Source organism: Exiguobacterium sp. s132, assembly GCF_018617235.1.
Lineage (GTDB): Bacteria > Bacillota > Bacilli > Exiguobacteriales > Exiguobacteriaceae > Exiguobacterium > Exiguobacterium profundum.
Window position 1 is genome coordinate 44524 of sequence record NZ_JACSJU010000002.1, and the last position, 23570, is coordinate 68093.

Genomic DNA, 23570 nt, shown 5'->3' on the forward strand with positions numbered 1-23570 from the left:
ATCGAAACAATCTATTTAGCGGGCGGATGTCTATGGGGCGTTCAAAAATTTGTGAGGACATTACCTGGCGTCCTTTCAACTGAAGCGGGACGTGCGAACGGAACGACGGACACGTTGGACGGGGAATATGACGGATACGCGGAGTGCGTCAAAACGACGTTCGATCCGGACGTGGTGACGGTCAATGATTTGATGGGCTATTTATTTGAAATCATCGACCCATACAGCATCAACCAACAAGGAATCGATGTCGGAGAGAAGTATCGAACGGGTGTCTACAGTGAGGAGTCACAACATGTGATGGAGGCGCAGGCATTCATTGATCGACGCTCGGATGCGAAGCGGATTGCTGTTGAAGTCAAGCCGCTCACAAACTATGTGCGAAGTGCGGACGAGCATCAGGACCGCCTGACGCGTTGTCCGGATGATTATTGCCATATTCCGAAAGACTTATTAACAAAATATCAGAACGTGTCATCATCAAAGCGTCTCTTCTGAGATGCTTTTTTTCATTTTTTCCCAAATGAGTAAAGCTAAATGGACGCGTTTCATGTCTAATGAGTGTAAGGGAAAAAACGAAAAGGGGGGACGTTCGATGAAACGTCTCATTCAGAAAGCGCAACGAGGTAATGATCAGGCTTTCTTAAAGATCTTTCAGCATTACGAGGCCGACCTATATCGGATGGCCTACGTGTACGTCAAAAATCCGGACGATGCGCTCGACGTTGTGCAAGAAGTCGCTTATCAAGCATTTAAAAAGATCAGAACGTTACGGGAACCACAATTTTTGAAGACGTGGTTGATGAAGATCACCATCAACTGTGCGCTCGATGTCATGAAGAAGAGACAAAATGTGATTCAATTGAAGAAGGAGTTTGAAGAGTCAATCGGAATTGCGGAAACGGATTACGCGATAACGATGACACTCGCTGATATGATGGATTCTCTTCATGAGGATGAACGCAGTGTGGTCGTGCTGAAATATTATCAGGACTACACGTTTCAACAAATCTCAGATTTATTAGAATGGCCGATTGGTACGGTGAAGACAACCTTGTATCGGGCCGTCGATAAATTGAGACGAGAATGGAAGGAGGCTGATTGCTATGGATCGTGAGATGAAGCGAGTGTTGGCAGACATCGAAATTCCGGGTGAGCTACGGGAGCGGGGGCGCCAAGGTGTGAAGCGAGCGAAACAAGAAATGCGCCGGGAACCAGGATTTATCCGTCGGCGGTTGATGACGGTCGGAATCGCAGCGGCACTACTCATCCCGACTGGTGCATTCGCTTATCAATCCCTCTTGGCGGATGAGTTATACGGTTCGTTTGACGAGATGAAAGTACATATCGTCAGTGCTACTTTAGAGAAATACTTGTTATTGGACGCCAAATTGAATCAAGCGAAAGGAGTATTGGGTGAGGCAGAATATAATGAGTTCGAGCGAGGTCTGAGCATCTTCACGGATACGCGAATCGCTTATGGAAATACGAACGGAAATGTCGATTATGAAGCGATTCCGAAGGCGGAACGAGCGGAAGTGAAGCAGGCACTTGCTGATCTTCAGCCATACTTCGATCAATTGAACGATCAGCCTGCTGCACGTGATGTGTTGACTGCTGACGAATATGACGCATATATCGAAGCGCTTATGCGAGAAGAATCGATTCGAGTACGTGCTGGGGAGTATGTCGAAGACATGCCGGATGAGTTGCGACAGTCTTATGAAGAGGCACTCGCGATTATTCGAGAGGTCAATCGGAAGCAACAACAAAACTAGTCATGGTTCATAAGGATGGGAAAATATGTTATCTTCATCATGTTCTCATTCAGAAAATGAAAAAGAGGTACAAACATGTTCACATTCGGAATCATTGGTGGTGCAAGTCTTCTTTTAGTGGCGTTCGTCTTCGGCGTGACATATCTTGTCATCCGATCCATTGTAAAAATGATGAAAAAGTAAAAGAAGGAGTCGGTCACTCAAATCGAGTGATGGACTCCTTCTTTTTACGTCCGTTCGAGAACATTCACGAGCATCTGATGGATGACAGTATGATCGTTCGGGTCATGAAGCTGATAGGGACTGCCGGGGAGCGTATATACATCTTTCGCTCCGACGTACGTGATGTGGAGTGTCAAGGAACCATCTTCCTGACACGCCGTCGTCAGTTCCAACTCACCACTGATGACACCGACTTCTTCCGTCATGACACCGTGGGTTGCCTTAAAGATCGAAGTGATTTCGTTCATTCGAAGACTCCTTTTCTAACTCAGTAACTGCAAGCATTGATGGCTGTCGTGAGTGCTGACTTCTCTGCTGATTGAAGGCTCAAGCCCCAACGACTCTTCGTTTCGACCCACATCTTCGCATACGCACAGCGAGCGCCGGTGCGAGGGGGTTGCCATGTCGACGGATCTTGGTCTCCTTTTGAGCGGTTCGATGAAGCGGACACCGCAATCAATTGAGGACCGTTCAAGTCGTTCGCAAAGCTTTGACGTTTTGTCGTCGTCCAGCTGCTTGCGCCAGAGCGCCATGCTTCAGCGAGCGGAACGACGTGGTCGATATCAATGTCAGAGGCTGAGGTGAACGTGATTCCGTCATAGTAACTGTACCATGAGCCAGTCGCAACCGGACATTCGTCGACGACCGAGTCAGCGTCTCGTTTCAAGACGATGTGACGCGTGTTACAACCGCTTCCTTGACTCGACCAGTGCGGGAAGAGGTCACGACTATACCCCGTCATCGACCCTTCATTTTTGACAGTGAGGGCATTCAGTTTCGTGAGCGCGTCCGCTTTCGATGGGATGTTCGGTGGGAAAGCAGAGACTGGTGTCGCGTCAAACGATGCGGAAATCCAGACGAGCAAGGCGACAAGTGCGACAGACATGAGTTTTTTTAACATAAAAAGCCTCCTACTATGTATTTGGAATGAACACTTGTCGAGCAAGTGGGCAACCTTTCATCAAACAACTAGTGAGACAAACATCACGCGATAAATTCAACTTGATCATACACAGGACGATTTTGAAAAAGTGTGAAAATCTGCAAAATGATTAGAAAGACTGTCACAAATCCTTCTCCAGTATCAGCAAGGGACATGGTGTTATTTCTTTGGAACTAGTGAGCGATCAGGACTGGTATAATGGATGACATGGATGGAGAGAAAAGAAGAGGTGGATGGAATGAACAAGAAAGAGATTGCGGCGATTCGCCGACAGTTTAAAGTAAATGCGACAAAGCTAAAGATTGCTGACTTATATACGATTTACATCCGACAGGAAACGAATGAGATTTATTACGAAGAGTTGCGCCCATTCCCGTTCTTAGAAGAAGAGCAGCAGGAGCTGTTTTTGACGAACTTCAAAAAAGTGCTCGGTGGAAAACTTGATGAAAAACTGTTCGAAGTGAAGTTCCAATATCCCGAGGAAGGTCAAGTCGACCATACGCAAGGGTTGCTGTATGAAGGACTTCGTACGGAAGAGACCGACGTCTGGACGGACTATATGCAACGCATCGCGTTGAAGATGGTGAAAGACACGCCGTTTGAGAAGGATATGGTCGTGACGTTCATCCGGGGGAATTACAATAAGCCGACGAACCGGTACTCGGAAGAGTCTGAGATTCACGCGAACGATGAGGTGTATACGACGAAGTTCATCCTCGGCAGTATCAGCCCGACAGAGCTTCCGAAAAAATCACTCGTCTTTGACTTCGTCGAGCGGGAATTCAAAGCCAGCTTGATTGTGAATCCAATCATCAAACTCGAGGCGCCAATCGGCGGATTCTTGTTCCCGTGCTTCACGGATAACGCGGCCGATGTGAACCATGTCCTCTATTCGGCACACAAAGCGCATCAACCGGATATGACGTTCATTGAGAACGTGTTGAACGGTTCGGAGATTGTCACGGCAGTGGAAGAGAAGGCGGTCTTCGAAGAAGTGGTCAAAGCGGTCATCGGCGAAGAAGTCAATTCCCGGACTCTCGCGACCGTTTATGATGAAATCAATCAAATCATTGTCGCCGAAGAAGAGAACGAACAGGAAGAAGAGAGAGTAGCGATGCTCGACTCCCGTGCCGTCGAGGTCGTCTTACGGGCGAGTGGTGTGGAAGATGTGACGACGGAGAAAGTCGAGCAGGCGTTCAAGCAAGTCGTCGACGATACGAAATATGAGATGAAAGCGACGAGTGTCGTTCCGAAGTATACGTCAAAGTCGATTAAAATCAATACGAAAGTGGCCAATATTTCCGTCAGTCCACAAGACTTGAAATACGTGAAGCAAGTGAACTATAAAGGAAAACCGTGCTTGTTGATTGAAGTGGAAGAGGAGACGGAGATTGAAGGGTTCAAGCTCATCTCGGAAGAGTCGCTAGACTAATCGAGCATGTTGCAGTGTTCATAAGTGAACGTTCAAGCTAAGAGTCCAAGATGTAAACCTTGGGCTCTTTTTTGACAATCAAGTGAGGAAGGTTGAATTCAAACTTTGATACAGGTATGATGCAGGTGAAAACGTTTTCTAAAAGCTATATTTTTTTAGTGTTTATCGAAAGCGCTTTCGGAATTTATGAAACAACAAAAAACCTCAAAGACGAATATCATCTTTGAGGCTAGAGTTGTATTATTTACGCGCTTTGCTTACTTTTAATTTCTTCCCTTTGACCGGCGTCGTCTCCATCGCTTGAAGGACAATTGAACCTTTTCCGTTCAAAATATCGACGTATGTCATCTGATCATTGATTGTGATGATTCCGATGTCGTCAGCGGATACGCCAGGGATTTTGGCGATTGTTCCGACGAAGTCGACGGCGCGAAGTTTTTTCTTCTTCCCGCCACTGAAGTGAAGCTTCATGATGTCCTGGTTAATACGAGCCGTCTTGTTGTTTCGAACGACACGTCGGCCACTTAACTTCTGCTCAAAGGCATCTTGGTTAGCCGCGACTTCCGCTTCTGTCGGTGCATCGATCATCGGAATCTCGAATTGAACGTATGATTCGATAGCTCCGATGAGACGTTCTTCCTGACGGGTCATGAGCGTGATGGCTGTTCCTTGTTTGCCGGCACGTCCGGTACGACCCGTCCGGTGCACGTAACTTTCCTTTTCGACAGGAACGTCATAGTTGATGACGAGCTCGACGTTATCGACATCGATTCCACGTGCTGCGACGTCTGTCGCCACGAGGTAGCGGAAGTTACCCATCTTGAATCCGTTCATGACGGCGAAACGGTCCTCTTGTTCGAGTCCGCCGTGAAGGCGTTCAGCTGAGTAACCGGCTTTGTCGAGCTCGGCGTACACCGTATCGACGTTCTCTTTCGTACGACAGAAAATCATACAGCTATCCGGGTTCTCGACGACCGTGATGTCTTGAAGGACAGCCAGTTTCTCATTCCGGTGAACCGGGAGGAGACGGTGCTCGATTGTCGAAGCGGTCATGCCGGTCGATTCGATTGCGACACGTGCCGGAGCATTCATATGCTTCTGGCAGAGACGTTCGATATCTTGTGGGAATGTCGCTGAGAAGACCATTGTGACGCGGTCTTTCGGCAACTGTTGAAGAATCTTCTCGACGTCAGCGAGGAAGCCGCGATTGAGCATCTCGTCCGCTTCATCGATGATCAAGTATTCGACGCGGTCGAGTGAGAGGGTCTCACGCTCGATATGGTCCATGACGCGACCTGGCGTACCGACGACGATATGTGTCTTTTGTTTCAACTCTTCACGTTGTTTCGAAAACGGTTCTTTCCCGTAGACGGCAGTCGCTTTGATTCGCTTGAAACGTCCGATGTTCGTCATGTCTTCCCGTACTTGGACAGCGAGTTCGCGTGTCGGTGTCAAGACGAGCACTTGGGGTTTATTTTCGGCCCAGTCGATGAGCTCGATGACCGGAATCCCGAAAGCAGCTGTCTTTCCGCTTCCCGTCTGTGCTTTGACGATTAAGTCTTCGCGCTCGAGCGCACGCGGGATGACCTGCTGTTGTACCTCAGTCGGTGATTCGTATTTCATAATGCCTAGCGCGCGCGTGATCTCGTCGCTCAGGCGATAATCAGTAAATTGCTGTTTGTTCATGGGTAACCTCATTCTTTCGTGAAAACTTCTGCTTCAGAAAATTTCAATGTCTATTTGCAATACAGTCCATTATAGACCGAAAGGCATTAGGAAAGCCAATTTCATATAAAAATAAGTACTGGTGAAAGGGGTCTACATATTGAAACACAGTTATGAAAATCTCATGGATTATTTGAATCAGCATCAGCAACTTACGAGAACAAACCACCTCGAAACCATCATCAAACTCATTCCAGGTTCAGACCGTACCGGTGACCTTGATCCACGCGTCTTTGCGACGTTGACCGCAAATCATTCTTCGCACAATGAACCGGATACAACATTTGACCTGGAGGCGGCACGCGCCAGCATGGGGTGGCCGAACCGGGATCAGACGACGACTGATATCAAAACCGAGTATCTCATGATTCCTAGTGAGGACGGTGACATCCCGGTTCGTCTGTATCGTCCGCATCATACTGAAGCCATCCCAGCCATTCTCTTCTTCCATGGTGGCGGCTTCTTCGGAGGCACGCTCGAGACGGTTGAGAATCCTTGTAAGTTGCTCGCGGAACGAGCGAACGCGGTTGTCCTCTCCGTCGATTATCGTCTCGCCCCGGAGCATCCGTTCCCGGCCGGATTGAATGACTGTTACCGCGCTTTTGAATGGGTATATGCCAACGCGACGGAGTTGAACGTCCTTCGTGATCAAATTGCTGTCGCAGGGGATAGTGCCGGAGGCAACTTGGCGACCGCTTGCTGTCTGATGGAGCAAGAACGAGGGGAAGGACGCATTTGTTATCAAGCGCTCGTCTATCCCGTCGTCAATCTGGGTTCGATTCCGACAGATGATTTTAAATGGGCGCTCGATGCTTATGATATCTCGCATCATCACGACCTAATTCGAGGTGTCGTGCTCGCCCTCGCCGACTCGGATTCGCTCTTAAATGACCTCTATCTTCAAGGGGAGGTGGATGTCACGCATCCGCTCGTCTCACCATTATTCGCAGACGATGTCTCAGGCCTACCACCGACTTTGATTGTGACGGCGGAGTACGATTACTTACGACTCGAAGGGGAGGCGTATGCGCGGAAACTGGCACGAGCGGGTGTCCCGACACGCCTCATTCAATATCGGGGGATGGACCATGCCTTCATGGACAAGTTGGGAGACTATCCACAGGCAGACGATTGTATGAATGTAATCGCAAAAGGACTTAAGGAGCTGACGAAATGAAACAGTATACATTGGATTGGACTCGTTATGAGGAATTGGCACGTCAAGCGGTCGCGGAAGGTGTCGTGTTAGTCAAAAATGAACAGAAGACCCTCCCATTACAGTCAGGGACGAAGCTCGCCGTATTTGGTCGTAGCCAGTTCCATTACTACAAGAGCGGTACGGGCTCAGGCGGGATGGTGAACGTCGGACATGTCACGACGCCGCTCGAGGCATTGCGCGAGCGTCCAGATATTCATATCAATGAATCGCTCTATGCGACGTATGAGGAATGGGTGAAGGAGAATCCGTTCGACCAAGGTGTCGGTTGGGCCGGTGAACCGTGGTCGCAACAGGAGATGGACGTAACGGACGAACTCGTCGAACAGGCGACACAAGAATCAGATGTCGCCCTCATCATGATTGGACGTACGGCAGGAGAAGACCGTGACAACACGGCCGATCCGGGTAGTTACTTATTGACGGATATCGAACATACGATGATCGAGCGCGTCACGAAACGCTTCGACAAGACGGTCGTCGTGTTGAACGTTGGGAACATCATCGACATGAAGTGGGCGAAGGAGCCGAGTGCCATCCTCTATGCATGGCAAGGTGGGATGGAAGGTGGAAAAGGACTCGTCGACGTGCTCGTCGGAGATGTGAGTCCTTCCGGGAAACTGACGGATACGATTGCTCAATCGATTGAAGATTATCCGTCGACGAAGAACTTTGGTCATGCAGATAAAGGCATTTATCAAGAAGACATCTATGTCGGTTATCGCTACTTCGAAACGTTCGCGAAGGAGGATGTCTTATATCCATTCGGATTCGGACTGTCTTACACGACGTTCAAAACGGAGGTAAAGCATACCGCAGAAACTGATGGTGTCCTGACGGTCGAGGTGGAAGTGACGAACGCGGGTGAGTGCGATGGGAAAGAAGTCGTCCAACTCTACGTCGAGAAACCGCAAGGGAAGCTCGGGAATCCGTTCCGGTCATTGGTGGCGTTCGAGAAAACCTTGCTTCTTGAACCGGGCGAGCGCCAAATCCTTTCTTTCAACGTCCACATGACTGACTTTGCGAGCTATGACGACTCTGGCGTGACGGGTTATGAATCGAGCTTCGTTTTAGAGGCAGGAACGTATCGGTTGTACGTCGGAACGGATGTGCGTTCGGCTACACTCGCTCTCGAAGTCGAGCAACAGGAGCAACGTGTCCTCGAGACGTTAAGTGAAAATATGGCGCCCGTCCTCCCATTCGAACGGATGAAACCGATTCAGGGCGAAAAAGGATTTGAAGTAGGCTACGAGTCGACGCCGCTTCGCGCCGTTGACGTGGAGACGCGCTATTTGGAAGAACGTCCTGAGAAGCGACCTTTCACAGATGACCAAGACATCAAATTGAGTGATGTGTATCATGGAAAGGCTTCACTCGACACATTCTTGGATCAATTGACGGATGAAGATTTGGCTGCTATTGTCCGCGGACAAGGGATGAATTCTCCACGCGTCACACCGGGGACGGCAGCGGCGTTTGGTGGCGTATCCGACCGGTTGAACGAGCTTGGGATTCCAGCGGCATGTTGTGCCGATGGTCCATCAGGCATTCGCATGGATATCGGGACGAAAGCGTTCGCGCTTCCGAACGGGACGCTTTTGGCTTCCACGTTTAACGTCGATCTCGTCGAAGACTTGTTTGAGATGACTGGGCTTGAGATGCGAAAAAACCGCGTCGACACGTTGCTCGGACCAGGAATGAACATTCACCGTAACCCATTGAATGGTCGAAACTTCGAGTATTTCTCGGAAGATCCGCATTTGACTGGGAAGATGGCGGTCGCTCAATTGAACGGCATGCATCGTGTCGGGGTGACGGGAACGCTCAAACACTTCAGCGCCAATAACCAAGAAGCGCATCGTCACGATATCGACTCGGTCGTCTCGGAGCGGGCGTTACGCGAGATTTATTTGAAAGGGTTCGAGATGGCGGTGAAAGAAGGACGCGCATCGTCCATCATGACGACATACGGCGCGGTCAACGGGATCTGGACGGCTGGTCTATACGATCAAAATACGCGTATCTTACGTGATGAGTGGGGCTTTGAAGGCATCGTCATGACAGACTGGTGGGCAAAAGTGAACTTCCGTGAGGATGAGTCGGCCAATCGTCAAAATACGGCAGCGATGGTTCGCTCACAAAACGACTTGTACATGGTCGTCGACCGTCCGGACCTCAACTCGTTCGAGGATAACACGATGGCATCACTCGAAGAAGGGAGTGTCACACGGGGCGAGTTGTTGCGGAGCGCGCGTAATATTTGTACGTTCATCTTGAAATCACCGGCGATGGAGCGTCTTCTCGGGATTCATGACGGTTCAGTCGAGGTGCTCGGCTTTGAGGATGAGATGAATCAACAGGATGCATTTGAGTTGGACTATCAACATCTCGAGAACGGGGAACATGTGGATTTGTCAGGAATCGATACTTCGACAGGGAACACACATGTCTTCGCCATCTCGGTCGACCAAACGGGGACGTATGATATCACGTTGACGGCTCGTTCGAACGCCGGAGAGTTGGCACAGATGCCGGTGACGTTGTTTGCGAACAATATCCCGGGTGCGACGTTCACGTTTAATGGGACGGACGGGGAATGGGTGACGCAGACGAAACAGGTCTTTTTCTTGAACCAACATAATTATCTCCAACTCTATTTCGCACTGAGCGGTCTAGAAGTGAAGGACGTGTCCTTCACGCTCGCAGATGAATTCAGTATGAAGAACGGTTGAGCCGCCCTTTTGCCGATTCATTGAATCCGGTATAATCGAAAGAACGATACATCGCAAAGGAGGCGCATACCCGTGGAAAATCGGCTTCGATTTTCTAGGTCTTCACGCACTCATGCAAAGCCATTTGGACGAAAGGCGATCACTTGCATGGGGCGAAACGAATACCTTGATCGCTTGATTTAACGTAACCCGTTTGGCTTTGCTCCCTTATCGGATTGGATTCATTCAATAAGGAGCGAGGTATGATGAAGTACGTCAATGCGCAACACATCCTGCCAGAACGATTGTTGCAAGAGGTGCAACAATACGTACAAGGTGAGACGCTATATGTGCCGACCCCGACCGACACGAAACGGAAATGGGGGACGGTCAACGGTGGGAAACAATTACTTGAGGAACGAAACGAAGCCATACGCGCAGCGTTTCGAAATGGAGAGCGAATCGAAAATCTGGCCAAGTCCTATCATTTGGCGACGCACACGATTCGAAAGATTGTATACCGTTCGAAATGAAGGAGGTACGACTAGTTCGCTAGTCGTGCCTTTTTAGGTCGACTATATTTCTTAATCAAAGTGTACTCAGTAAGGAAGCATTGTTTCCTGTAAACTGAGAATTAAGCAAGGGGGCGACAAAATGTCAGATCCATTTATTCAAAACGAACAGTATAATCTCATCAAAGAACAAGTGACGCTCGTCAAAGAGAGTCGAACGCAAAGTCTGCCGCCTTCTGTCTTGCGAGCAGTCATCGACTTGGCACAATCGAAAGTGATCTATGCATTTCCTGAAGCGACGACTGAACAACTGAAGCTGTTACAGTTCGCGGCGCTACAGACGAACGAAGCGTTCGACGAATACATGCAACAATTACGAGAATGGGTTCAACCGTTTCCCGTTATTTCTGCCGAGCAGCTGAAGGAATTGTTCCCGAAACAAAAGAAGCTTCGCTTACCGGAGTTATCCGATGTTGATTTTGGACGACTCACTTATCTGAGTTGGAACGATGGACGTTCCAATCAAAAGTTGATGATTTGCCAATACGAAGGTCAATTGATTGGCATCGCATGTAAACCGAGCACGAATACGAAGAAAAACATATGTGCCTTTTGTAATCAGTTCACGGATGTGACGTACTGCGTTACGATCACCAAAGCGAAACAAGCGAAAAATCCGGACTATTACAAAGCCATCGGCACATATATATGTGTCGACAGTAAGACGTGCAACGAACACATCACGAGCCAAGAGGCGTTGCATACTTTTGTTCATACAGCGTTACAGGCCTGACGAGAGAGTCAGGCTTTTTATGTTAAACCAACAAAACAAATCAAGCGGCATGGTTTTCAATTTTATTCACGAGCAGTCTGTTCATTCTTTAAAATGCTTCTAGTGATTTGATTGTATGTCTGAGTACATCCACGTCTTCATTTTCCCAGCCCAATCGATTTACTGCATTAATAAACTGTCGTGTTGCTTTAATAAGAGTAACCTTCAGTTCTTTAATTAAAACGATACCGATTTCCGTCTTCATTTGACCATCTTTAATAAATGATAATTCGAGTTCAGACAAAGATATCTTTTTGGCGGATATAGAAAGGGGACCATCCATAAATGGAAACGAATGAACGGATGTCACTGGAGCGAACAAAAGTGCTCGACAGCTGTCACTCCACCATTTTAAAAGGACAGCAACGAAATCAGACCATCCTACTCCCGGGAAATAATCGTATGTATCAATGACAAAGTTGATTTCGCCAATAATTTGACCAGAGTATGTTAACGAATCAAGATTAATCTCGATGGAAATTTGATGACACATCATTGCTCACCTCATCCGTTTTTGAAAGATTACTACTAAGACCATCTTACTCGAGCTATACGAAGTACGAAACGATGAGTTGAATTGACAGAAGTTGTCGTATGATAGACAGACAACCATGATTCGATTAACGAGGGGGAAGCGGATGAAACACGCAGTGATTTTTGACATGGACGGAACATTGTTTCGGACAGATTTGATTTTGGAACGGGCGCTAGATGAAACGTTTGATCATTTACGAAGTGAAGAAAAATGGAAAGGTCCGACACCGATTGATCAATATCGGAACATCATGGGGGTACCGTTGCCAGTTGTTTGGAACACATTGCTCCCACAATACGATGAGCAAACTAGAGAAGAGGTCGATACCTATTTCTTAACACGACTCATCAAAAACATTGAAAACGGGAATGGAGCATTATATGCAGGGGTACTCGAACTGTTTGAACAATTGTATCAAATGGGGCATTCCATCTTCGTCGCAAGCAATGGTTTGGTGGACTATTTACAAGCCATCGTCACGCACTATGAATTAGATCGTTGGATCACAGAAACTTATAGCATTCAACAAATCGACACGTTGGATAAGGGCGATTTGGTGGCTGAAATCGTGAAGAAGTATGAACTGCAGGAGGGCTTCGTGGTAGGTGACCGATTATCGGATATCTCGGCTGCACGAGCGAACGGACTCATTTCAATCGGCTGTCGTTTTGACTTCGCACAAGAAGTAGAGTTACAAGAAGCGAATTACGTTGTGAATCACTTGGCAGAAGTTCTCGATATCGTTTCAAAGGAGACGGCTTCGCTATAAGTGAATCGATTTCTGGATTGGACTCGTAAGTAAAGGACTACAACAAATCGGAGGGATCATCATGCACACGCTCTACATGAAACAAAAAGTGTTAAGCTTACGCGGACGTTTCACCATCAAGGATGCGGACGGACATGACAAATATTTCATCGAAGGTAGCTTTATGAAGTTTCCAAAATCATTCGAAATCAAAGATACGAACGATCAGACGGTCACGACAATCACGAAAAAGACGTTCAGTTTTTTACCGAAATTTTTTGTGGAAGTGGACGGCACAGATATGATGACCATCTCGAAAGAGTTCTCGTTTTTCAAACCGAAATATTCAATCGATGCAGCCGGGATCGATGTCCAAGGAGATTGGTGGGACATGGATTTTGATGTGACGAAGAACGGACATTCGATCGGAAGTGTACAAAAGAAATGGTTCTCATGGGGCGATAGTTACGAGATTCGTGTCGAAGAACCGGAGATGGAGCACCTTCTTATCTCTATCGTCGTAGCAATCGATTGCGCGAAAGCAGATCAAGCAGCGGCATCTAGCGCAGCAACATAAAGGGGAGTATCTAATGGAATTTTGGGACGTCTATACGGTCGACCGAGAAAAGACCGGTCGCACGTGGCAACGCGGAAGTCGATTGCCGAAAGGGGAATACCATCTTGTCATCCACGTATGTATCTTTAACGAGAAGGGTGAGATGTTGATTCAACAGCGCCAACCGTTCAAGGATGGTTGGGCAAACATGTGGGATATCACAGTCGGTGGAAGTGCCACGGTAGGAGATACAAGCCAGCAAGCCGCGATGCGGGAACTCGAAGAGGAGATTGGGCTCAAGCTTGATCTATCTCAGACACGACCGCACCTGACAGTCAATTTTGACGAAGGGTTTGACGATATTTATTTGGTCGAAATAGAAGTGGATTTGAACGAGCTGACGCTTCAAGAATCTGAAGTGCAGGCCGTGAAGTGGGCGGATGAGGCGACGATTCTACAGATGATTCAACAGCATGAATTCATACCGTATCATACGCCGATGATACCGTTACTGTTTGCCATGCGAGGACAATGGGGAGGGATAAATCATCATGCATACGTACAAGTGGATAAATGAACCAAAAAGCGTGAACGGATTTGAACCGCTCACTTTCCGCACTTTGCCAGATACGGACTTTTGGCGAAACACACATTACGGATTCAATCGGATGACGGCACATGCGTTATTGACAGACGTCAAAGCCAAACGATTTACATGTCGGGCGACAATCCAGATGGAACCGAGCCATACATATGATCAGGCCGGAATCGTCTTATATGTGAACGATGACCATTGGATCAAGACGTCTGTCGAGTACATTCCGGATGGACCGTCCCATCTTGGCGCAGTCGTCACCTCGTTTGGCTATTCAGATTGGTCGACACGTGATTTTTCAAATGACATGGTTCGCAATCCGTTGACGTTTGAAATCGTGTATACAGATGGAGATGTGGAGATTTTCTTTGAATATGGTGACGGTATGCGTGAACAGCTTCGCATTGCCCATCTCCATGACGTATCGACATTACGCATCGGTCCATATGCCTGTAGTCCGGATGTGAATGCGACAGGTTTTGACGTAACATTTTCGAATTGGGAACTACGGGAAGCATCGACGTGAGTCGGTGCTTTTTTATGTGTCAGTTTGATTTCACTTCCGAAAAGTGGTTGAAGTTTTAGCAAAGAAAAATCTATAATGGATTTATCGAAAGCGCTTTCGGAAATCGCTTTCAAAAGTACGGGCTGACATATGATAATCATTTATCCTAAAGGAGGACGCACGATGAAGAAATGGGTTGCACTCGCACTCGGGACAGGCCTTGCCCTATCCTTGCCACAAGAGGTGCCGGCTGAAAAGAGTTCAAAAGCCGATGACGCTAAGTGGAAACTTGTCTGGTCAGATGAGTTTAGCAAGTCTGAAATCGATCACTCGAAATGGAATTTTGAAACGGGGAACTGGATTGTCGACAAAGACGGAAATCCAGTCGCTGCCGGTTGGGGAAACAATGAGAAGCAATTTTACACGGACAAAAACGAAAACGCTTTCGTGAAAGACGGGAAGCTCGTCATCCGTGCAAAGAAAGAACAAGCATCGGATCAATTCGGTACCTATGATTACACATCGGCGAAGTTGACGACGAAGGGGACGTTCAGTAAGACATATGGTCGTTATGAAATGCGAGCCAAACTTCCAACCGGTAAAGGACTGTGGCCGGCGTTTTGGATGCTGCCAGAAGAAGACCGCTACGGTGGTTGGGCCGCATCAGGTGAAATCGACATCATGGAATCGTGGGGCAGTCAGCCAGATAAAGTCGCTGGCACGATTCACTACGGAGAAACGTGGCCGAACAACAAATATACGGGGAAAGATTATCACTTCGCAGAAGGTGACGGCATCGACAAGTGGCATACATATGCAATCGAGTGGGAACCAGGTGAGATTCGTTGGTATGTAGACGGTCAGCTCTATCAAACACAAAACGACTGGTATGCGAAAGAAGCGAACAAAGCATCGAAATATAGCTACCCTGCACCATTCGACCAAGATTTTTACTTGATTATGAACTTGGCGGTCGGTGGATGGTTCGATGGGGATGTTGACGAGACGACACCGTTCCCGGCAGAGATGGAAGTCGATTACGTCCGCGTCTTTGACTTGAAGAACGGGAAGTATCGCGATGCTGTCGAGCCGACGTACTCGGATGAGGAAGTCGTGTTACCGGAAGGTGCGAAACAACCTTTAGAAGACGGGAACCTCGTCTATGACGAAGACTACACTGAACCGATTACGACGGTAACGAACGGTGCGCAGGCGCTCAACCCGACGTATTGGAACTACGTGGCGCTTCCTGACTTTGGTGGCGTCGGTTCCATCGATGTGATCGACTTGGCAGGGTCACGTTTTGCTGACATTTCGATTGATCAAGCAGGAAGCCAACCATACTCGCATCAATTGATTCAAAACGTATCGCTCGGACAAGGTGGCCACTATAAAGTGACGTTTGACGCTAAGGCGGATGCCGCGCGTTCGATTGCCGTTAAAGTCGGTGGGGGTCCGGACCGAGGCTATGCAAAATATTCTGATGAAGGGTCATTCGATTTGACGACAGACGTTCAAACGTACTCGATGACATTCGATATGACAGAAGAAACGGATCTTGCGGCACGTCTCGAGTTCAACGTCGGACTCAGCACGTCGGGTGTCCAAATTGGGAACGTCCGTGTCGAGCAGACGCCTCGTGAGACATTCGATCCGAATGCAACGAAACCGATGCTTGGCGACGGAAATCACGTATATAACGGCACGTTCGACCAAGGTGCGATGGATCGTATGACGTATTGGACGTTCGACCCAGGTGTCACGAAAGGGACAGGAACAGTCGACCCAGTAGAGCGTCTCTTCCGTTTTGAAACGAACAAGAAAAAAGGAGCACCCGCCACATTGGTGCAACAAGGCATTCAGCTACAAGAGGGACATGAATATGTTCTTCGCTTCAAAGCACGTGCAGAGCGTGTAGACGGTCTGCTAGTAGGATTGAACGGAGCGAATGAGGATGCCTACCTTCCGCTAGAGCGTATCGCGCTATCTGAAGCATTCGATACGTATGAAATTCCGTTCACGATGGAAGCCGGAACGGACCTCATGAGTCAACTCCAGTTCATTCTCGGTTCTGAAAAAGGTGCGATTGAAATCGATGACGTCGAGTTGCGCGATGTCACACCGGTTTATATCGACCCGTCTCCACTTAAAAACGGTGCATTCACAGAAGGTCTCACCAACTGGGGCTCTTATGTACACTTTGACGCACAGGCTGCTGTCGAAGCGGTGAACGAGGCGGCACATATCTCGATTACGCAAGAAGGGAACGAAGCGTGGAGTGTCCTCATGGAACAAGGGGGTCTTGAGTTACAACAAGATCAAACCTACGTCGTCCAATTCGATGCATCCTCTACTGTCGCTCGTTCATTCGAAGTGACGTTAGAGAATGTCGGGTACTATCGCTATTTGAGCGAAGTCGTAGCGGTCACACCAGAAACGAACACGTACACGTTTGAAGTGACGATGCCGGTGACAGATGTCACAGGATTGAAGTTCTTGATGGGACGCACAGAAGGGTCGCCACTCGGGGCTCATGACATCACAATTGACAATGTGAGTGTGACGTTGAAATAAGATGATACGTAAAACAGGAATTTCTCACGATGAGAAATTCCTGTTTTTTAGCGTTTCCGACTAATCAATCGCGCTGTCCGTAAAATCGAGGGTAGTAACTTCCGGCGTTGACGAAACGCGAGATAGCGTCCTTCCCACGACGGTTTGAACTTCTGTTTGAACTGTCGTAAGCCACTGAACGGATAGATGTAACTGATGTTTTCAAAAATGTCGGCGGCGACGCGCTCCGGCCAATGGGAGAACGTCTGCTCTCCGACCGCGGCAAGTGGTGCCACGCCGAGTCCGACATGGTCATAGCCTTCTGCGCGAGCCCATTCGATGATGTGAAGGATCAATACTTCAATCGATCCGGTCGGCGCATCATTTTTCGAACGCATCAAATCGATGGAGATGGCCCCGTCTCCCCGGAGTAGCGAAATGAAAGCCACGACGACACCGTCCGCATCTCGCAACAAGGCAATCGGATAACGTGTCAACGTTTCATAGTCGAAGAATCCGAGAGAGAAGCCTTTCTCATTTCGATTCCCAATCCATTCGTCTGAGATGTCTTTTAACTCTTGTAACAGCAAGAGGCTTGGTTCACAGACGATGTCGAACGTGATTCCTTTCTTCTCAAACTGATTGTAGAGAGAGCGCATATTTGCACGCTTCTTCCCGGATAAGGAGAAGGTCGAGACGTCAATCGTCGCCTCTTCCCCTAGTTTGAAGAACGTGAATCCAGCATCATGGAGGCGGGGCATCCAATTCGGTGTGATTTGATAAAATAAAGGGATATACCCGATCCGATCTGCATCTTCAATGAATCGTGTCAAAAGAGAAGTCGCAGCCTGTTTCTCTCCTTGGATATCACCAAGGACGATGGCATGGTTCCGAGTCGTCGCAAACAACAGACACGCATCTCCTGCCTCGTTCATGTAAAAACGCTTATCTGCCATATGGGCCAAATCAAAACTGCTCGATGTGTGCTGTGTTGCTTGGAACTGTCGGATGCGATGTTCATCATAGGCCTCTCCAAGCGCCGGACGTTTCCAACGATCGAACAAGAGCAGGAGTACACTTGCTATGATTGAAGTTAACAATAAGACGAACGTCGTCAACCAACCGGCTTGATGCGATGTGAAGAATAAGTTGTCTGTACCTGCGAATGACTGCAATAAGAGGGCGTGGGTGCCGACATAGAGCAGGACGTAAATCAAGCTTCGGATGAGACGTCCTGTCGTTAAAATCGACCGGTATCGGACGTGTCGTTTACGTGTCAACCAGACGAACATCGCAAACCCGATGACGACGAAGGTCTCAAACAGGTTTAACCCACGAGCGATGACACCGATGGTCGCCAAGATGAAGGCAGTGTTGAGTAACCAGAGCGTTCGTTTTGTCCGAACATACATGCCATAGACGGATAAGAACATGAGAAGTCCGGCACTCAATAAGAAAAGGGTCCCAATCCATTCAAACCAGCGATTCACTTCATAGAGTGGCGTCACGCTCGGGAGAAGCGTCTGGAACCAAATCAACAGACTGCTCATGAGTGCGATGAGACTTCCAGTCAGGCGTCCAATCCTCGCAAGCGTCCGCGAAACGATGCGCCAGACGACGGTCCCAATCTCATAAGAAGACCCGATGATTGGCCGATACTCGATTTGTTTGACGACCTGATCTCCGAATGCGATGGCTGCGAGAAAAAGTCCAATTAAAAAGGGAACGACAAAATAAACGAATCGATAGATGATTAGTGAAGACAAAACGATGTCTTGATGAATCCCAAGTTGAGTCATCCCAACGAGATACAGTAAGTCAAACGTTCCAGCACCCCCAGGGACGAGGGAGACGACACCGACGACCGTCGCGACGATGAATACCCCGAAGAGTTGCACGAACGAAGCCGAACCGTCTAGTAACGTCAAAGCATAAATGGCGACGATTCCAGCGGTGACCCATTCTGCGAGTGAAGTCATCGTATACCCGAGCAGAGTAGACCATCCGACGTTTGATCGGCGTGATGTGACGAATAAATAAAACGGGAGCATCGCACTCACGGCGAGTAACACCGGCCAAATCCATGGTTTCGTACCGACGAGCCCACCAGCTGGAAAGATTCCGAGGAGCACACCGATGGAAAGAATGGACAGACCACTGATGAGTGTCGGGGTCATCCAACCGATGGCACGGAGCAAGCGTTTCGTATCTGTATAGGGACGGTAGAGGGAGGTACGAAGGGCAATCCCAATCACGCCGCCGAAGCCGAGCATCCCGTTCATCGAGTTCGTGATCCATGCCGTTTGAACGATTTTTCGTTTCGGTAGCTCGATATGTAAAGAGCGTAGCAGGAAATAGTCATAGCCCGTCATCGTCAAGACTGCGAATCCACCGAGCAGGATGAGTGTGAACTGTTCCCAACCGGTCAGTTGTTTCAATGTCGTGAAGGCGGTCGCGAGCGAGAGGTCTTTCAACTCTTGTCCGCTCTGAATCAAAATCAAACCGATTAACGCTATAGGAATGAGCCATTTTAATTGTTTCCATGAAAAACGAGTACGCATTGCAATCTTCTCCTTATCTGCCATAGGACTGACAGCAACTTCTGTCTAAATCGTACTATAGGATACGATTGAAATCTGTAAAACGTTTCAAAAAGAGGGGATTGTAAGCGCAAGAAAGAGGACGAAATGTTGATTTTAGATTTGCTACAGTGAGAGGAGAAAGGGGTGTGGAGATGCTGACGTTTGACGAAAAGTGGGCGAAAGTGCTCGCCTGCGATGCAACTTACGATGGATTATTCTATACAGCCGTGAAAACGACAGGAATTTATTGCCGACCTTCGTGCCGATCCCGCAAACCGAAGAAAGAGAACGTTGATTTTTATTTAACGAGAGAAGAAGCGGAGATGAACGGTTTCCGACCGTGCAAGCGATGTCAGCCCGAAGTCGAGCATGCCCCACACCGTGCGCTCGTTCAACAAGTGACGACATATCTCCTGAACCATTACAAACAACCCATTCGCCTCGAACAGATTGCCGAACATGCCCAACTGAGCCCCTTTCATTTGGAGCGGACATTCACTCAAGCGACAGGAGAGACACCGAGGCAGCTACTAGAACGGATTCGGATCGACAAGGCGGCATATTTATTACGAACGACCGATATGAGTAATCTGACGGTCTGCTATGAGGTCGGGTTTCAAACACCATCGAACTTTTACCGCGTGTTCCGGCAAGTAAAAGGCTGTACACCGAACACATTTCGAAAAGGAGAGGACATATGACGGAGATGCTACTTGCTGTACAGCAGCCGTTTGATTTTCAAGAGTGTCTCGTCTTCTTGAGTCGGTCAGAACAAGAAGTGCTCCATGTGACAACGCCTGACACGGTTCGAAAGCTGATGCGAATCGGGGAAAGGCTCATCCTGATCGAGCTTCAAGAAGCGGAGCATCACATTCGTGTACGGTTCCCAGTCGATGAAGTATCAGAGACAGAAAAGGAACGTGTCGCACGTGAGGTACGAGACTGGTTAGACCTTGAGCGCGATTTGAAGCCGTTTGAAACGATGGGGGCGAAAGATGAATTGCTGGCTCCTTTGATTGAAGCACATCGCGGATTACGGATGATTGGCTTCCCAGATTTGTTCGAAGCACTCGTTTGGGCCATCATCGGACAAAAAATCACCTTGTCGTTTGCTTATACGATTAAACGGCGCTTCGTTGAACGCTATGGAGACCAACGAGTCGTCGAAGAAAGAACGTACTGGATGTTCCCGCGGGCGGAGCGAATCGCCTTGCTCGAACCGGAAGAGTTACGTGAGCTTCAGTTCAGTCGCAGGAAAGCTGAGTATGTCATTGATATTGCACGGGAAATAACAAATGGAGACCTGTCGAAAACGGCTTTACAATCACTCTCTTCAGCTAATATCCGTGAACGGTTACTGGCAATCCGGGGTGTCGGAGAATGGACGGCAGACTATGTGTTGATGAAGTGTTTTCAGGACGCATCAGCCTTTCCGATTGCGGATGTCGGATTACATCAAGCGATTCAGCATCAGTTAGGGACATCGAAGAAGCCCACGATTGAAGAGGTGAAACGTTACGGTGAATCGTGGCAAGGTTGGGAAGGATACGCGACATTTTATCTGTGGAGGTCATTATATGGAAACGTATAGATTAGACGTGGAGACACCGATTGGCATCCTGGAAATCATCGGGACGGAGCAGGTCGTTCAATCGATCTTATTCGTCGAACGTGAAGGGACGCAATCACCTGAATCAGATATTCCAAATGTATTGCGACAGTGCCGGGAGGAACTAGACTCCTATTTTCGCGGTGAGCGTATGACGTTTACGTTTCCGACTGAGCAAATCGGGACAACGTTTCAGCATGACGTGTGGGATGCGTTACAAACCATCCCGTATGCGGAGACGGCTTCTTACCGTGAACTCGCCGAACGTGTGAAGCGACCTGCTGCTGTCCGCGCAGTCGGAGCGACGAACGGACGCAACAAGCTGAGCATCGTCGTGCCTTGTCATCGCGTCATCGGATCAAATGGGAAATTGACGGGCTATGCCGGTGGACTTTGGCGAAAAGAATGGCTCTTGCAACATGAAAAACAAGTTGCACATCAACCCCAGTAAAAAAACATTTAACCCTCCAAATCTGCTACACTAGAAGAGGTCCTATCGTGACGTCGGAATCGACGAAGTTATAGGATGATTCCCGTCACTCATGGAGAAAGTTTTGGAGGAATACATGATTAAATTACTAGCAGATTCGACGTGTGACTTATCAGATGCAGTGCTTGAACAGTACAACATCGGGGTCGCACCGTTGATCATTACGATGAACAATATGTCTTACCAGGACCGGGTGGATATCCAGCCGGATGATTTTTACGGAATGTTGGAAGCGCTCCCGGAATTTCCGACGACGGCGATGCCGAGCCCGGCGACGTTCTTGAAATTGATGGAAGATGCGGTCGCTTCGGGTCACGAAGAGATTTTATGCATCTGTATGTCGAGCGGCACGAGCGGCTCGTATCAGTCAGCTGTAATCGGAAAAGAGTACTTTGAAGAAGCGCATCCTGACTCACCTGTCAAAATCCATGTCGTCGACTCTCGTTCGATGAGTCACGGTAGCGGCTGGCTGTTGCTGAAGAGCGCACAGATGCGTGAAGCCGGTTCGACGTTCGAAGAGCTCGTTGATTTCAATGAGACGTACAAAACGAAAGTGAAGCACTTCTTATCCGTAGATGACCTCGACCACTTGATCAAGAGCGGACGGATTTCAAACGCGAGTGCCATCATCGGGAAACTACTCATGGTAAAGCCCATCATGAGTATGAAGAACGGGAAAGGCGCCATTGTTGCCAAAGAGCGAGGCACCCGTAAAGTGCTGAAGCATTATACGGACGAGTTCGTGAAACGCGTCAATCCGGACATCACCAATTTCGTAATCATCGGGTACACATCCGATCAACGAATCGCGGAGAACTTAAAAGCGAAGCTCGAAAGCGAAACCGATTTCGCCGGTGAGATTTACCTCATGCAGATGGGGGTCTCGGTCGGAACGCATGTCGGACTCGGTGCCATCTCGATGTTTTTTGTAGAGAAGTAAGAAAAGCCGTCTCATCGCGAGACGGCTTATTTGTTTGGCCAAATATGCTCGATGACCGGTGTGCTGTCATGATAATCGAGACGATAGACATCTGGGTTACGCATCTTATGCCATGTCTCAAAGTCATATTGCGGGTCAAGATGTTGCAATAAGAGTGCGAGCAGATTGCCGTGTGTCACTAAGAGTGTTGAGGCATGCGGAGCTTTGGCGTGCTCGACGACTTGTAGGATGCGCTGCGTCGCCTCCTCAGCCGATTCGGCACCAGGCAACTTGAACGTCGGGTCGCTGAACGACTGACGTAATGGGGTCAGCCAGTCTTCGAGCGGTTCGTGAGATAGGATGCGTTCTCTCAGTAACGGTTCACGTTCAATCGAGAGGTGATGAGCATCGGCGAGTGGCGTGACCGAAGCGATTGCACGGGTATAATCGCTTGAGATGATCCGGTCGATTGTGAGTTCAGAAAAGAAATCGCGAAGCCATAAAGACTGGGCGTAACCGTCTTCTGTGAGCGGTGCGTCAGGTTCTTGGCCCGCGGCTGAGCAGTGGCGAATCAAATAGAGTGTGGGCATATGGATTCTCCTCTTCAAAATGTATGGTTACCAGCAGGATAAGCGTGTCCTCGAGTCATTATGACTTGTGATGTATGTGACGTCTTCAAATCCATGCCAAGAAGCATTTTCGTAAAGGGAATTGAGCATCTCTTGGTCTTTACAGTAGATTGTGACGTCTTGACTGTCCGTCACCAATAGAGCGAATTCACACGTACTATGTAAAAAGTCTTCATACGTTGCGATTTCCGAGGACATATTCGGTTGGAACGCCTTGATATCAACGAAAATCAAATAGTGTTCATGATACGTGAGCAGTTCAGCGAATTGATGACCATCGATTACGGTCGATTCCGGAAACAACAGGCGATCCAGTTGCCCTTCGTTCACAATGTACGATTCCTCATCAACCACGTTCCATTGGTATGAATCAAGAGGGATTGGACTTAAGATTGCTTTTAGAAATTGCCCATATTGATTGGGAATTGTAAAACGTAAACCACGCCTCAAAAGAACACCTCCTTCATTTGATGGGATC

24 protein-coding genes are annotated in these 23570 nt (G+C 48.4%); 17 read left to right on the forward strand and 7 right to left on the reverse strand.

The window, feature by feature from the left end; genetic code table 11:
- The 3 genes from KNO78_RS10855 (at position 1) to KNO78_RS10865 (ending at position 1778) form a co-directional block, all read left to right on the forward strand.
- Positions 1 to 498 (forward strand): peptide-methionine (S)-S-oxide reductase, encoded by a 498-nt coding sequence (locus KNO78_RS10855; protein WP_214691429.1) that lies wholly within the window; start codon positions 1 to 3, stop codon positions 496 to 498.
- Between the two features lie 97 nt (positions 499 to 595).
- Entirely contained in the window at positions 596 to 1117 is a 522-nt protein-coding gene (locus KNO78_RS10860; protein WP_214691412.1) for a sigma-70 family RNA polymerase sigma factor, read from the forward strand.
- Entirely contained in the window at positions 1107 to 1778 is a 672-nt protein-coding gene (locus tag KNO78_RS10865; RefSeq protein WP_214691411.1) for a DUF3600 domain-containing protein, read from the forward strand. Before KNO78_RS10860 ends, KNO78_RS10865 begins: the two co-directional genes overlap by 11 nt.
- 227 nt (positions 1779 to 2005) lie before the next feature.
- On the opposite strand, the gene KNO78_RS10870 is transcribed toward KNO78_RS10865, so the two are convergent.
- Together KNO78_RS10870 and KNO78_RS10875 are read right to left on the reverse strand one after the other, a co-directional pair.
- Positions 2006 to 2248: a hypothetical protein gene (locus KNO78_RS10870; RefSeq protein ID WP_031424128.1), complete on the reverse strand. Its 243-nt coding sequence runs from the start codon at positions 2246 to 2248 to the stop codon at positions 2006 to 2008.
- 20 nt (positions 2249 to 2268) lie between these two features.
- A complete protein-coding gene (locus KNO78_RS10875; protein ID WP_074035207.1) occupies positions 2269 to 2901 on the reverse strand; it encodes an HNH endonuclease family protein in 633 nt (210 codons plus the stop codon).
- 280 nt (positions 2902 to 3181) lie between these two features.
- On the opposite strand from KNO78_RS10875, the gene KNO78_RS10880 reads away from it, so the two are divergent.
- Positions 3182 to 4375, forward strand: coding sequence for a DUF4317 domain-containing protein (locus KNO78_RS10880; protein ID WP_015880257.1), 1194 nt, complete (start codon positions 3182 to 3184; stop codon positions 4373 to 4375).
- Between the two features lie 240 nt (positions 4376 to 4615).
- Here KNO78_RS10880 and KNO78_RS10885 read toward each other — a convergent pair whose 3' ends face one another.
- Positions 4616 to 6061, reverse strand: a complete 1446-nt coding sequence (locus KNO78_RS10885) for a DEAD/DEAH box helicase (RefSeq protein WP_214691410.1) — start codon at positions 6059 to 6061, stop codon at positions 4616 to 4618.
- A 139-nt stretch (positions 6062 to 6200) separates the two neighbouring features.
- On the opposite strand from KNO78_RS10885, the gene KNO78_RS10890 reads away from it, so the two are divergent.
- The 4 genes from KNO78_RS10890 (at position 6201) to KNO78_RS10905 (ending at position 11332) form a co-directional block, all read left to right on the forward strand.
- On the forward strand, positions 6201 to 7277 hold the full coding sequence (locus KNO78_RS10890) for an alpha/beta hydrolase (RefSeq protein ID WP_074035204.1): 1077 nt from the start codon (positions 6201 to 6203) through the stop codon (positions 7275 to 7277).
- Positions 7274 to 10048 (forward strand): glycoside hydrolase family 3 protein, encoded by a 2775-nt coding sequence (locus tag KNO78_RS10895; protein ID WP_214691409.1) that lies wholly within the window; start codon positions 7274 to 7276, stop codon positions 10046 to 10048. Before KNO78_RS10890 ends, KNO78_RS10895 begins: the two co-directional genes overlap by 4 nt.
- 245 nt (positions 10049 to 10293) lie before the next feature.
- Positions 10294 to 10560 carry a CD3324 family protein gene (locus tag KNO78_RS10900; RefSeq protein WP_214691408.1) on the forward strand — a complete coding sequence of 89 codons (267 nt, stop codon included), beginning with the start codon at positions 10294 to 10296 and terminating at the stop codon, positions 10558 to 10560.
- A gap of 121 nt (positions 10561 to 10681) precedes the next feature.
- Positions 10682 to 11332, forward strand: a complete 651-nt coding sequence (locus KNO78_RS10905) for a FusB/FusC family EF-G-binding protein (protein ID WP_214691407.1) — start codon at positions 10682 to 10684, stop codon at positions 11330 to 11332.
- Between the two features lie 88 nt (positions 11333 to 11420).
- On the opposite strand, the gene KNO78_RS10910 is transcribed toward KNO78_RS10905, so the two are convergent.
- On the reverse strand, positions 11421 to 11867 hold the full coding sequence (locus KNO78_RS10910; protein ID WP_214691406.1) for a hypothetical protein: 447 nt from the start codon (positions 11865 to 11867) through the stop codon (positions 11421 to 11423).
- A gap of 142 nt (positions 11868 to 12009) precedes the next feature.
- On the opposite strand from KNO78_RS10910, the gene KNO78_RS10915 reads away from it, so the two are divergent.
- The 5 genes from KNO78_RS10915 (at position 12010) to KNO78_RS10935 (ending at position 16884) form a co-directional block, all read left to right on the forward strand.
- Positions 12010 to 12675 (forward strand): HAD hydrolase-like protein, encoded by a 666-nt coding sequence (locus tag KNO78_RS10915; protein WP_074035195.1) that lies wholly within the window; start codon positions 12010 to 12012, stop codon positions 12673 to 12675.
- 61 nt (positions 12676 to 12736) lie between these two features.
- Positions 12737 to 13231 carry an LURP-one-related/scramblase family protein gene (locus tag KNO78_RS10920; protein WP_074035194.1) on the forward strand — a complete coding sequence of 165 codons (495 nt, stop codon included), beginning with the start codon at positions 12737 to 12739 and terminating at the stop codon, positions 13229 to 13231.
- A 13-nt stretch (positions 13232 to 13244) separates the two neighbouring features.
- The gene (locus tag KNO78_RS10925; protein WP_214691405.1) at positions 13245 to 13787 is read left to right on the forward strand and encodes an NUDIX hydrolase; all 543 of its coding nucleotides are present in this window, start codon (positions 13245 to 13247) and stop codon (positions 13785 to 13787) included.
- Positions 13762 to 14331: a DUF1349 domain-containing protein gene (locus tag KNO78_RS10930; RefSeq protein WP_214691404.1), complete on the forward strand. Its 570-nt coding sequence runs from the start codon at positions 13762 to 13764 to the stop codon at positions 14329 to 14331. The genes KNO78_RS10925 and KNO78_RS10930 overlap by 26 nt, the downstream gene beginning before the upstream one ends.
- Before the next feature lie 162 nt (positions 14332 to 14493).
- Complete coding sequence (locus KNO78_RS10935) at positions 14494 to 16884, forward strand: carbohydrate binding domain-containing protein (RefSeq protein ID WP_214691403.1); 2391 nt, start codon at positions 14494 to 14496, stop codon at positions 16882 to 16884.
- Between the two features lie 47 nt (positions 16885 to 16931).
- On the opposite strand, the gene mprF is transcribed toward KNO78_RS10935, so the two are convergent.
- Complete coding sequence (mprF, locus tag KNO78_RS10940; RefSeq protein WP_214691402.1) at positions 16932 to 19424, reverse strand: bifunctional lysylphosphatidylglycerol flippase/synthetase MprF; 2493 nt, start codon at positions 19422 to 19424, stop codon at positions 16932 to 16934.
- A gap of 173 nt (positions 19425 to 19597) precedes the next feature.
- Between mprF and KNO78_RS10945 the strand changes: the two genes are divergently transcribed.
- The 4 genes from KNO78_RS10945 to KNO78_RS10960 all read left to right on the forward strand — a co-directional run bounded on the left by KNO78_RS10945 (position 19598) and on the right by KNO78_RS10960 (position 22484).
- Positions 19598 to 20146: a bifunctional transcriptional activator/DNA repair enzyme AdaA gene (locus KNO78_RS10945; protein ID WP_214691401.1), complete on the forward strand. Its 549-nt coding sequence runs from the start codon at positions 19598 to 19600 to the stop codon at positions 20144 to 20146.
- Positions 20143 to 21036: a DNA-3-methyladenine glycosylase family protein gene (locus KNO78_RS10950; RefSeq protein ID WP_214691400.1), complete on the forward strand. Its 894-nt coding sequence runs from the start codon at positions 20143 to 20145 to the stop codon at positions 21034 to 21036. Before KNO78_RS10945 ends, KNO78_RS10950 begins: the two co-directional genes overlap by 4 nt.
- Positions 21023 to 21505 (forward strand): methylated-DNA--[protein]-cysteine S-methyltransferase, encoded by a 483-nt coding sequence (locus tag KNO78_RS10955; RefSeq protein WP_214691399.1) that lies wholly within the window; start codon positions 21023 to 21025, stop codon positions 21503 to 21505. The genes KNO78_RS10950 and KNO78_RS10955 overlap by 14 nt, the downstream gene beginning before the upstream one ends.
- Positions 21506 to 21620: 115 nt before the next feature.
- A complete protein-coding gene (locus tag KNO78_RS10960) occupies positions 21621 to 22484 on the forward strand; it encodes a DegV family protein (RefSeq protein WP_159563225.1) in 864 nt (287 codons plus the stop codon).
- Between the two features lie 26 nt (positions 22485 to 22510).
- On the opposite strand, the gene KNO78_RS10965 is transcribed toward KNO78_RS10960, so the two are convergent.
- Both KNO78_RS10965 and KNO78_RS10970 read right to left on the reverse strand, forming a co-directional pair.
- The gene (locus KNO78_RS10965; protein ID WP_214691398.1) at positions 22511 to 23053 is read right to left on the reverse strand and encodes a histidine phosphatase family protein; all 543 of its coding nucleotides are present in this window, start codon (positions 23051 to 23053) and stop codon (positions 22511 to 22513) included.
- A 27-nt stretch (positions 23054 to 23080) separates the two neighbouring features.
- Entirely contained in the window at positions 23081 to 23542 is a 462-nt protein-coding gene (locus KNO78_RS10970; RefSeq protein WP_047795748.1) for a DUF2691 family protein, read from the reverse strand.
- Between the last annotated feature and the right edge of the window lie 28 nt (positions 23543 to 23570).